The 15,204-nt window shown below is 31.5% G+C and carries 10 protein-coding genes; 4 read left to right on the top strand and 6 right to left on the bottom strand.

Annotated elements, in window-relative coordinates:
• Window positions 1–9 precede the first annotated feature (9 nt).
• The 6 genes from GQS57_RS14705 to GQS57_RS14730 form a co-directional block, all read right to left on the bottom strand.
• On the bottom strand, window positions 10–594 hold the full coding sequence (locus GQS57_RS14705; protein WP_165733625.1) for an NUDIX domain-containing protein: 585 nt from the start codon (window positions 592–594) through the stop codon (window positions 10–12).
• Entirely contained in the window at window positions 584–2,545 is a 1,962-nt protein-coding gene (locus GQS57_RS14710; RefSeq protein ID WP_165733626.1) for an AAA family ATPase, read from the bottom strand. Before GQS57_RS14710 ends, GQS57_RS14705 begins: the two co-directional genes overlap by 11 nt.
• A 141-nt stretch (window positions 2,546–2,686) precedes the next feature.
• Window positions 2,687–3,727, bottom strand: coding sequence for a hypothetical protein (locus GQS57_RS14715; RefSeq protein ID WP_165733627.1), 1,041 nt, complete (start codon window positions 3,725–3,727; stop codon window positions 2,687–2,689).
• Between the two features lie 2 nt (window positions 3,728–3,729).
• Complete coding sequence (locus GQS57_RS14720; RefSeq protein ID WP_165733628.1) at window positions 3,730–4,062, bottom strand: type II toxin-antitoxin system PemK/MazF family toxin; 333 nt, start codon at window positions 4,060–4,062, stop codon at window positions 3,730–3,732.
• Window positions 4,063–4,308: a ribbon-helix-helix domain-containing protein gene (locus tag GQS57_RS14725; protein WP_165733629.1), complete on the bottom strand. Its 246-nt coding sequence runs from the start codon at window positions 4,306–4,308 to the stop codon at window positions 4,063–4,065. It lies immediately after the preceding gene.
• 309 nt (window positions 4,309–4,617) lie between these two features.
• Complete coding sequence (locus tag GQS57_RS14730) at window positions 4,618–5,958, bottom strand: microtubule-binding protein (protein ID WP_165733630.1); 1,341 nt, start codon at window positions 5,956–5,958, stop codon at window positions 4,618–4,620.
• Window positions 5,959–6,256: 298 nt separating this feature from the next.
• Between GQS57_RS14730 and GQS57_RS14735 the strand changes: the two genes are divergently transcribed.
• From GQS57_RS14735 to GQS57_RS14750, 4 genes are all read left to right on the top strand, one after another.
• A complete protein-coding gene (locus GQS57_RS14735; RefSeq protein ID WP_165733631.1) occupies window positions 6,257–8,989 on the top strand; it encodes a T9SS type B sorting domain-containing protein in 2,733 nt (910 codons plus the stop codon).
• A gap of 30 nt (window positions 8,990–9,019) precedes the next feature.
• Window positions 9,020–11,008 (top strand): excinuclease ABC subunit UvrB, encoded by a 1,989-nt coding sequence (uvrB, locus tag GQS57_RS14740; protein ID WP_165733632.1) that lies wholly within the window; start codon window positions 9,020–9,022, stop codon window positions 11,006–11,008.
• Between the two features lie 112 nt (window positions 11,009–11,120).
• Window positions 11,121–11,939: a Hachiman antiphage defense system protein HamA gene (locus GQS57_RS14745; RefSeq protein ID WP_165733633.1), complete on the top strand. Its 819-nt coding sequence runs from the start codon at window positions 11,121–11,123 to the stop codon at window positions 11,937–11,939.
• Window positions 11,929–15,066: a DEAD/DEAH box helicase gene (locus GQS57_RS14750; protein ID WP_165733634.1), complete on the top strand. Its 3,138-nt coding sequence runs from the start codon at window positions 11,929–11,931 to the stop codon at window positions 15,064–15,066. The genes GQS57_RS14745 and GQS57_RS14750 overlap by 11 nt, the downstream gene beginning before the upstream one ends.
• The last annotated feature ends 138 nt before the right edge of the window (window positions 15,067–15,204 follow it).

Consider the following 15,204-nt stretch of genomic DNA (forward strand, 5'->3'; position numbering starts at 1 on the left):
TTATTATTTTTAATTTATCAATTTATGAATAATAGCATATTGCAACAACACAATGGTTCTTGTATCTACTATTTCACCTTCATTTAGCATTCTTACAGCTTCTGTAAATGGAATTTCTAAAACTTCGATATCTTCGGTTTCACTTTCTAAACCTCCACCTTCACTCACCTTCATATCGTCTGTATATTCACCAACAAAAAAGTGCATTTTTTCTGTTAATACGCCTGGTGATGAATATCCTTCATAAACTTTTTTAACAGATTTTAAACGAATTCCGACTTCTTCTTCAGTTTCTCTAATTACACATTGTTCCGGATTGTCTAAATCTAATAAACCAGCTGGAATTTCAATTAAGAATCCGTCTTTGCTATCATGTAAAAGAGTAGGCAATCTGAATTGTTTGATTAAAACTACCGTTTTTTTTGCGGTGTTATACAACAAAATTCCTGCTCCATGACCACGTTCATACACTTCACGCATTTGGTTTACCCAACTTCCGTCGGACATTTGATATTTAAACTTAAATTTATTTAAAGTGTAATAATTATCAGACAATAATGTCTTTTCAATATCTTTTATTCGACTACTTTCCATGATCAAATGTTTTTCTTGCTTGTAAATCGATGTTCATTTGGTTGACTCTCGCGTCTACTTTTCTCTTAAAATCTGTATCTGCAATGGTGGCAACATTGTCTAAATAACGCACCACTTCTTGTCTTCTAATTTCAGAAAAATTAAGTCCTTTCATATTGCTTTTCATTAATTCTTGCAACATGTTAAACTTGGTTTCATATTTCTGTTTGAAATAAATTTCAGGATTTTCAAACCAATCTTGTTCTAAATCAAAATCTGTTAATCGTAATGAAATTGCAGATTGAATATTACGCACATCTCTCGATGAAAAGAACGGAAATATTTTCTGAATTTCTTTATATAAAATGGCAAAGAATAAATGCTCATTCGATCTATGGTTTTTCTCTGCTCGGTCATAAGCTTCTAAAACCCTTCCTTCAGATGGTTTTTCTATAGAACCCAATATTTCCCCCATACTTTTTGTCAGTCCTTGGTCTTTTAAAAACTGGTAATTAGAAGGATCCTGCATGTTCACAAAATCGGGCATTGTTTTTTCAAATTTCTTCCACCAAATATAATCTTGGTCTAAAAAGTCGTGTTCTGTTCTTGCTCCATCAATTTTAAACCTTCCTTGTACACGAGAAATTACCGCTTTGTCTAACATTTCTGGTAAATTGGTAAATAATCCGATAGAAGAATTTCCATAATTTACCGCATAAGCGCCTTCTGTGTATCGTAAGAAAACTCCAATTACCTCTTTTACTCCAGCAGAAACTCCCTGTGTAGTTCTTTCTTGTAAATTATTTTCTGCATCATCAATGGGCGCAAAAATTAATTTTGTTGGGTCTTGCATTGGCTTCATCCATTCTACCATTTTTTCTGCAGATCCTCCTTGAAAAGTAGAAATCAACGTGTCTGGCATTGGATGAAATAAAAACGGAATGTCTAAATTATCTGAATGTTCTTTTAGTCGGGTTGCAATCGCTGCAATTAACATACTTTTTCCTGTTCCTGGAATTCCATATCCCATAAAAACAGGCATAAAACCTCCTAATTCTTGAAACGGATTTTTCTTTGCATCAAAATCGTAACTCAGCATTCTTTCTGTTAATCTACGTGCAAAATGTTTGGAGTCTTTATTTCCTACAATTTGCTCGAACTGAATTTTATTAAAGACAATACTTTTTGCAGTTCCAGAAAAAACATTGCCCCAACCTGAAACAGCAAAATCAGAATTTTCTAATTTATACGTTCTGTCTACAATTGTTTCAGTGTATTCTAAACTGCTTTTTCTAAGCTGAATTTCATCAATTAAGGCTTCATAAAAAACCACAGTGAAATCAATGACATCTTTATCTGATTTTACTATTTCTGGATGTCCTAGATATTTATCAAAATAAAATAAAGAACACGCAATTCCTTTTAAAGGTGATAAAAGCGAAACTTCTGGAATACCCGCAAACTTTTGCTTCATCACAGATAAATCATCTGAAGCATGTGGTTTTAAATCGTGTAAAATTTTATAGGAAGTCGCAAATAACTGAAACGCTGTTGCTGTTTGCATCTTACTTTCAAACGCTCTTTTTCCTTGAGAATCTAAGGCTGATTTACGTTCGTGTAAACTTGATAACCCAGACGAATCGTAATAATTATCTTTAATCCAAATACCTAAAGTAAGTCCTTCTTGCACAGCATACAACGTCTGATTTAGATATACCGGAATTGCAATAGAATCTGGTAATAAACGCTTTTTTAAGGCTAAAATAGTTTTAGAAACTGAAGTAACCTCTACATTACTTCCAGAATTAGCTCTTGACAAATACAATAAAATCGATTCCTCTTTTGCGTCTTTATCTTTATTTTTTGCTCTATCACTTTGTTCCCATTGAATACTTTTTAAATAACCAGAAGCTTCATCGCGAAGCATGTCTAATTCGTTTTGTTTTATTGGAAAAGTTGAGTTATGATTCATGATTAAGTCTTCGGTAAGCAGTATTCAGTTGGCAGTAAACACTGCTTTTCTTATACCAGGTTATTTTTCTTTTTCTAATTTTCATTTTTCAGACCTCACAGGTTTTAAAAACCTGTGAGGTCTTGTTTTTATTATCAAACTCTATTTCACCTCAATTTTCAAACTCGACAATTCAATAGGCGGTTTTGCCAATTTATCTAAAGTTCTTGGTGTTTGATTATACAATAATTGAATAATTCTGTGAGGCGCTAAAACATATTTTTGCTGAATTACCTCACTCCATTTTTGCATGGTTTGTTTCGAGAAAAAACTTCCTTCTGTAAACGTATCTCCAGAAAAAACCTCGTCTATTTTTAACGATAAAGCATACGATTCCAAAGGAATTTCTTTCTTAGCAATTCCACCTAAAATAGTGTGGGTTATTTCATTTTCATCTTTTGCAAAGACATTATGAAAAGGCCCTAAATCTATTCTTTTGATATGTTTTGGTCTAATATCCGATAATTTTCGATCAATATTATAAGCCATTGTGTCTAAAGACATTTCTCTATCTGCACTTTCTTTTAAGACTTCGTAAATTTTATCTTTATCTATTTTACCATCATAATCAAAGTATAAATAACAAATAAAAGGTCGGTTATGACTTACATCATAGAAACTCCAACTAGTCATATATTGATAATTAGATCCTTCCTCTGCTGTTATGATTTTACCTTGTACAAATCTGTTAAAAATGTATTTTTTTTCTACAGAAGTATAATAAACAAAAGAAGATGCTTTAAATAAATCTAACCTTTTTATAGGTTGTTTTTGATGTAAAAGGGTATTTAAAAATTCTGCTTTTAGCGTTTCTACATCTTTTAAATTATCTACATAATCGTTTTTTAGTTCCAAATCATTGTACAAAAAACGAAATTCTAAATAATTTGGAAACCCAGAATCTGTTAAATCTACCTTCATATTATCTTCTTCATCATACATATATTTAATACGCATGGCTTCTATAGAATATAAAAGTAAATCTGAATATTGTTTAAAAAGTAACAACTCTTGGTGCGTGCATAATTTTTCTTGCTGTACACTTACAATGAGTTCTTTCAAAACAAAATCTACCATTTTATGGTAAAAAACATATTGTTCTTTTGAGTCTAAAAGTGCAGAATCTAAAGGTGTTGTAATCATTTTTAAAATTTAAGAATATCGTTTAAAGTTTTTTTAATTACTTCAATATCTTTCAAAGGAATTTTACCTATTTTTTTATCCAATCTTGTTTTTGAAACCGAACGAACGTGAAACGTTAACACTTCAGAAATTTTAGTCAATCCGTTTATTTCATTTGGGCTGATAATTAAATTTCCTTTATAATTTTTTACACTTGTGGTTAATGGACAAACAATTACAACTTGTAAATGTTTGTTTAACATATTTCCGCTAATAATAACTGCGGGTCTTCTGCCACTTTGCTCACTTCCTTTGACAGGATTTAAATACAGTTCCCAAATTTCTCCTTGCTTCATTTAGTTAGCATCTGTATCGTTAAGTTCTGTAAAATACTCTTGCATTCCTTCTTCTGCAACCTTTAAAATATCTTTATCTGTAGCTGCTTGTTGATACGATTTTATATAACTCGCTTTTTCTACTTGCTCTAAATACAGTTCTAAAGCATTTTCTATGAGCCTATTTTTAGGAAGTTGTAACTCTTTTGCTAAAACAGATAATTTTTCTAAAAGACTATCTGGTAAAGAAGATGTGAATGTTGCCATTTTATATTTATTTTTTACAAATATAATTTATATTTATGAATTACATTTATAAATATCGACAAAAACTAAACTTAACCATTTTATTTTCAGCACGATAGATAATGTAAAAACCTCTTTAACATTCAAAAAGTTAGCAAGTATGCCCGCGTTAAGGATTGAAGCGATATCCTTTTTTCTTTTTCAGAAAAAAGATTTAGCGAAAAGCCTGACCTTCTTTTGCTTTTCTCAAAAGAAGGAAACGCCCAAATTATTTTTCTTAACAACAATTTTCAGGCAAAAGCTAACTTCTTATTGCAACTGAATACTATTTTACCCCAACAAATCGTCGTTTGAAGTATCTGCTTTTGGTTTTGCTGCCGGAGCATCATCACCTTTTGGTGCAGTTGCATCTGCTTTGTAATAGTCTTCGAAAATCTCTTTCATATCTATACCATAACGGTCTGCAAAGTTCTTTTGAATGTCTACATCTTTTTTACGAATTTCATGCAAAGCCTCTGCATACGTACTATACACACCTGTCATTACTTTTTCGTGCACCGGAATATTGTCCATCATTTCTTGACGTGCTCTGGCACTTGCGGAATGCATAGATGCTAAAGTTTCTCCGATATGCTCGTCGGTTTTAACACCTAAATGCTCTAAAATTGCCGCAAATTCTTGATCTGTTCTTGCCTTTAAAGCCACTACATAACCATCATAATACTTTAATCTTTCTTCGGTATCTGACTTTAGTTTTGCTCTGTGTGTTTGTAAATTAGAACGTAAAGAAGTCAATACTTTAATGGTTAAATTATGCTTGTGCACAAAGCTATCTTTACTTGCTGCTAAGGTTGTGTAGGCGTTTTTAAGTCCTTCTAATTCCTCTACCTTTTGCTCAATAGTTGTCATTTTACCAATCGCCTCTGAATATTCCGTAGATTGCTTATCTGCGATTTCTTCTAATTCTTGACGAGATTGCTTTAACAATGCATATTGAGCCTCTAATTCTGCTTCTACTTCTTTCTTTTTTGCTAATGCTTTTGTATGGTTTTTAGAAGCCTCTACAATTGCATCTTTTAACTTTTCTTCTACCTCTTTAATTTCTACTTCTCTATTTTTAAGACGAGTAACGGCGGCTTGAGACTTGTAAGAAAGCTCACTCAATAAAGTTTGAATATCTGCACTTTCTATTCGTTGCTGAAACAATGCTTTTGCTTGATTATCTGCACCTGCACGTAGTTTTTCTGCTGCTGCAAACTCTATTTCTTCTTTTTTAATCTTCGATTTTCTCCCCCATAAATTGTTCCACCAAGTATCTGCTTTATTTTGGGCGTCTTCTAATTCGATTCTTGCTCTTTCTAATCCTTTTTGAGCATCGTCAATCACTTTTTGTTCTGATGGATTTAAAGCTGAAAATTTCTCAAACATAATACCTACTTCTTCCTGATAATCTGTCAAGTCTTTAATAGCATCTAAAAGCGTGGTTCTGTCTTGTTCTGCCATGTGCACAACATCATCTAAGGTTGCATTTAATATTTTCTGACGAGATTCGGGGTCATCTTCTTGTGCCAATTTAGATTTCATGGTGTCAATCGCTTTCCCCCAATTAACATCTACTGTTTCCGTTTTTTTATTAGCACTCGTTTCTAGTAAATCAAAATCATCAGACATAGTTATTTTATTTTTTTTTAGTTGAACACATTATTAGACAAGCAATTTCGTTAAAAATTTTCAAATAAAAACAAAATCACTTCTAAATATATGTAGCTGAGAATTATAATTTGTTACAAAAAATTAAACACTTTTAGATTTTTAATGAATTTAAAGCTACTTTTTGATACTTTTTTAAAGAATAACACCTTCAACAAAACACTTAATACCACTTATTCTTAGTTTCAACTATTTTTTAACACAATAAAATGATAGGACTCTATAAATAGTTTTATTTTTATTTTTTAAAACCCTCAATTTGAAAATAAAACTACTTTTATTGCTTATTCTTATTAGTATCAATACTTTCTCGCAAAGAGAAACAGATCATTGGTATTTTGGAAATAAAGCGGGCATTCATTTTAATAAAGGAAATGTAGATGTTTTAGAAGACAGCAAAATGACAGTTCTTGAAGGATCTTCAAGTATTTCGGATAACCAAGGAAACTTATTGTTTTATACCGACGGACAAACCATCTGGAATAAAAACCATCAAATAATGACAAATGGAGAGGGCTTACAAGGCGAGTTAGAAAATACACAGTCTACTATTATTGTTCCTAAACCGAATAGCACAAGTACTTTTTATGTTTTTAACACTAGAAAAACAGAATTGAGTTACCCATTAGCCTATCCTCATATTTATTATTCCGAAATAGAATTTTCTACAAGAGAACCCTTGGGTTGGGTTAAGTATAAAAACATGCCGCTAGCCCACTCTACAGCAAATAAAATTACCGCTGTTCACCATAGTAATGGTAAAGATGTTTGGGTAATAACTTACGGAAGTAATGCTTATGAAGCTGAAAACAATATTTTTTATGCCATAAAAGTTACTGAAGATGGTGTAGAAAGACCTTTTACAACAACCGAACTTGAGCATGTAAAATATGAAACTAGTTATGAAGGTGAAATGAAAATTTCTCCCGACGGAAGTACCATCGCTTTATACAATGATGGTCTAATACGTTTTTTTAATTTTGATAGCACTACAGGTAGTTTATCTAAATTAAAATATGTTACAATAGCAGAATTTGGTGGTGCTGGTTATGCTGCTTACGGCCTTACTTTTTCTCCAAATTCTAAATTTTTATATTATTCGGCAAGTTATAGTGGCCAAACCTACAACATAATGCAGATAGAAGTTGCCAATACAGATGAGGGGTATAGAGGAACCCCCGTATACTCTGGTCCACTAGACATACTGCAATCTTCAATTAGCCTAGGTACAGACGGAAAAATATATATTGCACAATCAACCTATGAAAATCTATATGATAAAAATGGTTATAAAATAGGTTATAACCTACTTCCTGTCCAAACTATTAGTATTGTACATGAGCCTAATAAAATAGGTGCTTTGGCAAACTACGAACATGAAGCTATAAATTTAAAAAGTGGTACTTCTTATAGAGGTTTACCTAATTTTATTCAATCTTATTTTAGAAATAGAATTGTTACTAAAAATGAATGTATTACAGATACTTTCAATTTTAGACTTGACACTTATAACACAATATCTGCTGCTACATGGGATTTTGGCGATGGAAATTCTGCCACAGGTTTAACTACAGATTACCAATATACATCTGCAGGAAAATACATGGTAACCTGCACCGTAACTATTAATGGAACTGACATTCCTTTTTATAAAGAGGTAACCGTTTATCCCTTACCCATTTTAAATTCAGACAAAAAATTAATACAATGTGATGTTGATAATAATGGAATTGATTTTTTTGATTTAACAGATATTGGCTATAAAATAGTTGAAGACGCCTTTAACAAAGAATATCTTTTTTACAAGAACAGCATAGATGCCGAAAATGATGAAAATCGAATAACAAATCCAAAAAAATTCGAAAACGAAAGCAATCCTCAAGAACTGTTTGTAAAGGTTATTTCGGAAAAAGGCTGTGGAAGCATTACTAACTTTTTTATTGAAACTAAATTTGTTTCTCTTGGAGCTATTGATACATATTACACTTGTGATAGTTCTGATAAAATTAACGGAGACTCTAATGGTTATTTCGACTTAAAAGCAAAAAGCACTGAGATTATAAACCGATTTAGTTTAGATTCAAAAAATACCATTCGCTTTTACCCAACGTTATTAGATGCACAAACTACCGAAAATCAACTTCCTAATAAATTTATTACGCCATCTACAACTATTTATGTTCGGGTAGATAACGAGTTAGGTTGTGGCGGAATGGAACCTATAAATTTAGTAGTGAACACCACTCCTAAAATAGAGTTAGAAGACAGCTATACCATTTGTTTTAACCCTAATGTAAACCCAATTACACTAACAGCAGATGCTAGCAATGATTTTTATGAATGGAGAAATAGTTCAGGTAATATTATAAGTACAAACATAGACTTTAAGCTAAATGCTGTTGGAGATTTCTCTTTAACTGTTTATAAAACAGAAAACGGGTTAACCTGTACCAATTCTAAAGAATTTACAGTAATTAATCCGCCATCAGCAACGTTTTATTACATTAATGTAAACACAGAAGATGAAGCCAATAATATTGTAGACATTACCCTAGAAGGTAACAGTAGCTATGAATTTTCTTTAGACAACAACACCTTTTTTGGCAGTGGAACTTCACATACTTTTACACATGTTGCCCCAGGATTAAGAACCATTTATACAAGAGACATTAACAATTGTGAGCCACCTGCACAAACCGATGTTTCAGTAATTGGGTATAGAAAGTTTTTTACTCCCAACAATGATAATAAAAACGACTATTGGAATGTAAAAGGATTAGACAGCGCTTTCTTTAAATCTATTAAAATATTTATTTTTGATAGATACGGTAAAGCAGTCTACCAAATTACAGATTTCAATAATCTAGGTTGGGACGGAACCTATAATGGTAAACCGCTGCCTTCTAACGATTATTGGTTTCAATCTGAAATTATTGACAACAACGACCAATTAATTAAAGCTTCTGGAAATTTTAGTTTAATAAGAAAGTAATAATCTTTTTTCTATCCGTATTTTTACATCATGGAATTTAAATTGGTATCAGAATTTTCTCCTACGGGAGATCAACCACAAGCAATAAAAGAACTTACACAAAGTGTTAATGATGGCGAAAAATATCAAACGCTTTTAGGGGTAACTGGTTCCGGTAAAACATTTACCGTTGCTAACGTGGTAAAAAACGTAGACAAGCCTACATTGGTTTTAGCACACAATAAAACATTGGCAGCACAATTGTATTCTGAATTTAAACAATTCTTTCCTGATAATGCCGTAGAATATTTTGTTTCTTACTACGATTATTATCAACCGGAAGCATACATTCCTGTTACCGGAACTTTTATTGAAAAAGATTTATCTATTAATGATGATATAGAACGTTTGCGCTTAAGCACTACTTCTTCTCTACTTTCTGGTAGACGAGATGTTATTGTAATTGCTTCCGTTTCTTGTTTGTACGGTATCGGAAATCCAGTTGAATTTAAGAAAAACGTTATTCCTATTCATGTTGATCAGCAAATTGCAAGAACAAAATTCTTGCATCAATTAGTGCAAAGTTTGTATTCTAGAACGGAACACGAAATAAAAAGTGGAACTTTCAAAGTAAAAGGCGATGTCGTAACCATTTATCCGTCTTACGGAGATAATGGCTATAGAGTCCATTTTTTTGGTGATGAAATTGAAGAAATAGAATCGTTCGATTTAGAAAGTAATACCGTTTTAGAAAGTTTTAGTGAACTCACCATTTATCCAGCAAACTTGTTTGTAACGTCTCCAGATGTTTTACAAAATGCCATTCATCAAATACAGGAAGATATGATGAAACAGGTCGATTATTTTAAAGAAATCGGCAAACATTTAGAAGCAAAACGTTTAAAAGAGCGAACAGAATTCGACCTAGAAATGATTCGTGAATTAGGTTATTGTTCTGGTATCGAGAATTATTCTCGTTATCTAGACGGACGAGAACCTGGCACAAGACCGTTCTGTTTGTTAGATTATTTTCCGGATGATTATTTAATGGTCATTGATGAAAGCCACGTAACTGTTCCGCAAACGCACGCTATGTATGGTGGCGATAGAAGTAGAAAAGAAAACTTGGTAGAATATGGATTCCGTTTGCCTGCGGCGATGGATAATAGACCTTTAAAATTTGAGGAGTTTGAAGAAATTCAGAATCAGGTAATTTATGTTTCTGCAACTCCTGCAGATTACGAACTCGAAAAAACAGAAGGTGTTTTTGTTGAGCAAGTAATTAGACCTACAGGTTTGTTAGATCCGGTAATTGAAATTAGACCAAGTTTAAATCAGATTGATGATTTAATTGAAGAAATACAACAAAGAGTAGAAAAAGACGAACGTACTTTGGTGACTACACTTACCAAAAGAATGGCAGAAGAATTGACTAAATATTTAACAAGAGTAGATATTCGTTGTCGTTATATTCATTCTGATGTTGACACTCTTGAACGTGTAGAAATTATGCAAGATTTGCGTAAAGGTTTGTTTGATGTTTTAATTGGTGTCAACCTTTTGCGAGAAGGTTTAGATTTACCTGAAGTTTCTTTGGTTGCCATTTTAGATGCTGATAAAGAAGGTTTTTTACGTTCGCACCGATCTATAACGCAAACTGTTGGTAGAGCTGCAAGAAATGTAAATGGTTTGGCTATTTTATATGCTGATAAAATGACCAACAGCATGCAAAAAACCATTGATGAGACCGAACGAAGACGAGAAAAGCAAATTGCCTACAATACCAAGAATGGCATCACTCCTACTCAGATTAACAAAAAAATTGACGATACTTTGTCTAAATCTGCCGTTTCTAGTTATCATTATGATAACGCAAAACAGGTTGCCGCAGAACAAGATTTACAGTATTTACCAAAAGAGGAAATAGAAAAACGTATTAGAGAAAAACGCAAGCACATGGAAGCTGCCGCAAAAGAATTAGACTTTATTGTTGCCGCTAAACTGCGAGATGAAATTGCGGTTTTGAGAGAGAAGTTGTAGGTTAATTTAGATTGTTTCTAAAGTAAAAACAACTAACTTGTAAATAAATGGATTCTGATATCAATCATTAAAAGAAAGTTAGAACATTATTAAGCATGATTAAATAAAAAATATGCCTTGGACTACTGAACATAATATTTGGTTGACTCAAATACCTAATCAACGAACAACTGTAGATGGAAAAGCTGTCACATTACTAGAGTTCAATCCTAATTTTGATGATACAGAAACTATGTCAAGATGGGCAAAACATTTCAGAAACCATTATTGTTTTGACACAGAAATTGATTTTTTTAGAGAAGGAACTGGTCTTTCTAAAAAAGATTTTTTACTTAATACAAAGTTTCCAACAACCACTAGAGGTTTTGGCCCAGGTATTAGAGCTGGAGATTTTGGTGAAATCTTGATTGCCGACTATCTTGCTTACACATTAGATCATTGGGTTCCTAGGACACGGTATGGAAATAAAACTATTAGAGATGAATCAACAAAAGGTTCTGATTTAATAGGGTTTAAAACAATTGATGACACTGAATCTATTCAAGATATTTTAACCATGTTTGAAGTTAAAACTCAATTCTCTGGGACTAAGACTAAACCAAGATTACAAGACGCTATTAATGATTCAATAAAAGATGAATTACGAAAAGCAGAATCATTGAATGCTATGAAACAACGACTTTATGATAAAGGTAATCTTTCAGATGCTCAAAAAATTTCAAGATATCAAAATCCCATTGATAAACCTTATACAGAAAAATATGGTGCTGCAGCTCTTTTCTCCGATAATATATATAACGAAGAAGCCATTACACAAAGTTCAACTCAAATGCATCCTTATAAAAATAATTTATTTTTAATTGTTATTAAAGGAGGTGATTTGATGTCTGTTGTTAATCATTTATATAGCCTATCCGCAAATGAAGCCTGAAAAAAAATCCACAGATTTATTAGGTGTAACAAGGTCTAAGGCTAAAATGTTTGAATATAATGTTCCTACAGAACATCATATATCAATTTCAAGAGATCCTTCCAAACTCTTATCTTTAACTATTGGTATTATTGGCGATTATAGTCAAATTTCCTCTTTTGAGGAAAGCGAAAATTTCATCAAACAACATAAAGAAGAAATACTGTTTTCAGCACAATTTTTTGATGCTTATGCTGATTCACGACTAGTTCCAGAGCTAATAGATTATTTATTATTGGTAGGTTCTGCTGCATATTACTTGGCGGACTTTCCCGGTAGTGCAAAAGTACTCGTAAACAGAACTAATAATCCAATTACAGATTTATCGGGTAATGGACTTGAAAACTTACTTGTTTGGATATTACAAAATGAAACTTCAAAACCTTTAAATATTTTAGAAAATAATTTATCAACTTATATTGAAGCTATATCTAATGGTTTAATAAAATTCTACAAACAAGGTAATAATAATGATGAAATTTTAAAGGACTTAGAAATTTTAAAATCAGAAATATATTTTAACGGTAGCGATAGAGAATTACTATTATCAGATATTATTATTTCTGTGTTAAAAAAACAATTATTCAATTCAACATGGAATAGTCTTAACCGATATACATTAATTAATATTGATGAATGGAAGAGTATCATCTCTAAACCTAATTTCATAAAAGAATTTTGGCCATCTCAACAGTTACTAGGAGAACATGGTGTATTCAAAGGTAAATCGGCAGTTATTCAAATGCCTACAAGTTCTGGAAAAACTAAATCTACTGAAATAATTATCCGTAGCAGTTTTATGTCTGACAAATCAAATATGGCTGTAATAGTTGCTCCGTTTCGAGCTCTTTGTTCAGAAATAAAAAACGATTTACAATTAGCTTTTGTTGGAGAAAATGTCAGTATAGATGAACCTTCTGATGCATTACAAAACGACTTTACTTCTTTTGATGATATTGATTTAAAAACTAATAAATTAGTTGTAATTGTTACACCAGAAAAACTTATGTATATTTTAAGAAGTATACCTGAACTTGCTTCTAAAATTGGTTTACTAATTTATGATGAAGGTCATCAATTTGACAATGGAATTAGAGGAGTAACATATGAATTACTCCTTTCATCTTTAAGAAAAATGGTTTCGTCTGAAACTCAAATTATCTTGATTTCAGCAGTAATAAGTAACGCTTCATCAATAGGAAATTGGTTAATACCAAATGATAAAGAAATTATTGAAGGTCAAAATTTGACACCAACATATAGAACGACTGCTTTTGCAAGCTGGAAAACACTACTCGGTAGACTTCAATTTGTCAGTACTTCAAACCCTGATAATGATGATTATTTTGTGCCTCGAGTATTAGAACAAAAACAATTAGAACTTAAAGGACGAGAAAGAAAGTTAAGAAGATTTCCTGAAAAAAAAGATGGTAAAAGTATCGCATTATACCTTTCAATCAAGTTAATCGAAAAAGGTGCTCTAGCTATTTTTTGTGGTTCAAAACTAACTGTTAAAACTATATATGAAAATGCTGTTGATATAGCATCAAGAAATTACGATATTAGTGCCCCTTTAAGGGTTTCTGATTCTAATGAAGTTGGTAAAATATCTTATTTACTATCTATACATTTTGGCGAAGAAAGTAAAATCGTCAAGGCAGCACGCCTAGGTATTTTTACTCATAGTGGCCATACTCCACAAGGTTTAAGATTAGCAATTGAATACGCTATGCAAGTTGGTAAAATAAAATTTATTATTTGCACATCTACATTAGCTCAAGGAGTTAACCTCCCTATTAAGTATTTATTAATAACGGGATTTTATCAAGCAGGACAAAAAATTAGAACGAGAGATTTCCATAACCTTATTGGTCGTGCTGGTAGATCTGGAATTCATACAGAAGGAAGCATAATATTTACAGATACAGAATTGTATGACAAAAAAAGTGATTTTCGCCAAAACTGGAAATGGAATATGGCTAAGGCAATGCTTGATCCTTCTAATTCGGAACCTTGTGGTAGTACTTTATTATCAATCTTTGATCCATTGTTAAGTGATGACAAAGATTACAGCATTAATATTAGTCCTTTGAAATTTGTAGAAGCATACTTGGATAGTTCAATAAGTATTATTGGATTAGCTCAAGAATTCTCTCAAAGTCATGCACACCAAAACTTTACTAAGAACGGACTTTCCTTTCAAATTAATTACAAAATTCAAATAATTTCATCCATTGAAAGCTTCTTAATGGCTAATTGGGAAAACTATAAGTTGAATGATAATGAAGAATCTATTGATAACATCGCAAAAGAAACTTTAGCTTATTCAATTTCAACAAAAGAACAGAAGGAACAATTACTTCAACTTTTCAGACTACTTGGCGGCAATGTTAAAGATAAAGTAAAGAGCCCGATTAAAAGACTATCATATAGTAGGACATTATTCGGGGTTCAAGATATTATTGACATTGAAAAATGGGTAGAAGAAAATTCTCAAGATTTATTTCAGGCTGAAACATTTGATAAATTATTAGCTGTAATCTGGTCAATAATTTATCAAAAAAATAATTCCAAACTAAAAAATATAACACCTATCAAATCAAGTTTTATTTTATTAGAAAAATGGATTGATGGAATTACTTATTTTAATATTCATCAATCTTTAACTGAATTAAGTACAAAAATCACAGCTGGAACCCAATCAAGGAATTTAAACCAAGAAAATATAATTGATATTTGTGAAGGGAGCTTTTCGTATGAGACAACTTTAGTATTGGCTTCGATAGTGGAAATAATTAACTTAAATAAAAATCACGATGATGCTGAAATTAAAAGTTTAAGTAAAACCATAAATATATTGCAAAAAAGAATAAAATATGGTTTACCGTCCGAACTAGCAATTTCATTTTTTGAATTAGGGTTTGCAGATAGAGTTATTGCAATTGACCTCTCTAAAAAATTTCCTCAATACTCAGTAAAACGAAATTTATTAATGGATCAAATTTCCGCTAATCAAATAGCTTTTATTGATGCTCTTTCAATCTATCCAAGTTATTACACTAATATTTTAAAAACAATGACGGAATAAAAAAGTAACTAATAATATACTTTCCTTTAAAATCTATCTCCGCTACAAAACACATCAATTTAATAAGTCATTTTTCTTATAACATTATAAAAGAATAACTCATTCTAAGCAATATCAATATTTTTTTTCAAATAGCAA

This window comes from Polaribacter sp. 20A6 (assembly GCF_011378915.1).
Lineage (GTDB): Bacteria > Bacteroidota > Bacteroidia > Flavobacteriales > Flavobacteriaceae > Polaribacter > Polaribacter sejongensis.

Bases quoted from the DNA above. Each gene is read 5' to 3' on its own strand.
- GQS57_RS14705 (WP_165733625.1), bottom strand. From the start codon at position 594: ATGGAAAGTAGTCGAATAAAAGATATTGAAAAGACATTATTGTCTGAT.
- GQS57_RS14710 (WP_165733626.1), bottom strand. From the start codon at position 2,545: ATGAATCATAACTCAACTTTTCCAATAAAACAAAACGAATTAGACATG.
- GQS57_RS14715 (WP_165733627.1), bottom strand. From the start codon at position 3,727: ATGATTACAACACCTTTAGATTCTGCACTTTTAGACTCAAAAGAACAA.
- GQS57_RS14720 (WP_165733628.1), bottom strand. From the start codon at position 4,062: ATGAAGCAAGGAGAAATTTGGGAACTGTATTTAAATCCTGTCAAAGGA.
- GQS57_RS14725 (WP_165733629.1), bottom strand. From the start codon at position 4,308: ATGGCAACATTCACATCTTCTTTACCAGATAGTCTTTTAGAAAAATTA.
- GQS57_RS14730 (WP_165733630.1), bottom strand. From the start codon at position 5,958: ATGTCTGATGATTTTGATTTACTAGAAACGAGTGCTAATAAAAAAACG.
- uvrB (WP_165733632.1), top strand. From the start codon at position 9,020: ATGGAATTTAAATTGGTATCAGAATTTTCTCCTACGGGAGATCAACCA.
- GQS57_RS14745 (WP_165733633.1), top strand. From the start codon at position 11,121: ATGCCTTGGACTACTGAACATAATATTTGGTTGACTCAAATACCTAAT.
- GQS57_RS14750 (WP_165733634.1), top strand. From the start codon at position 11,929: ATGAAGCCTGAAAAAAAATCCACAGATTTATTAGGTGTAACAAGGTCT.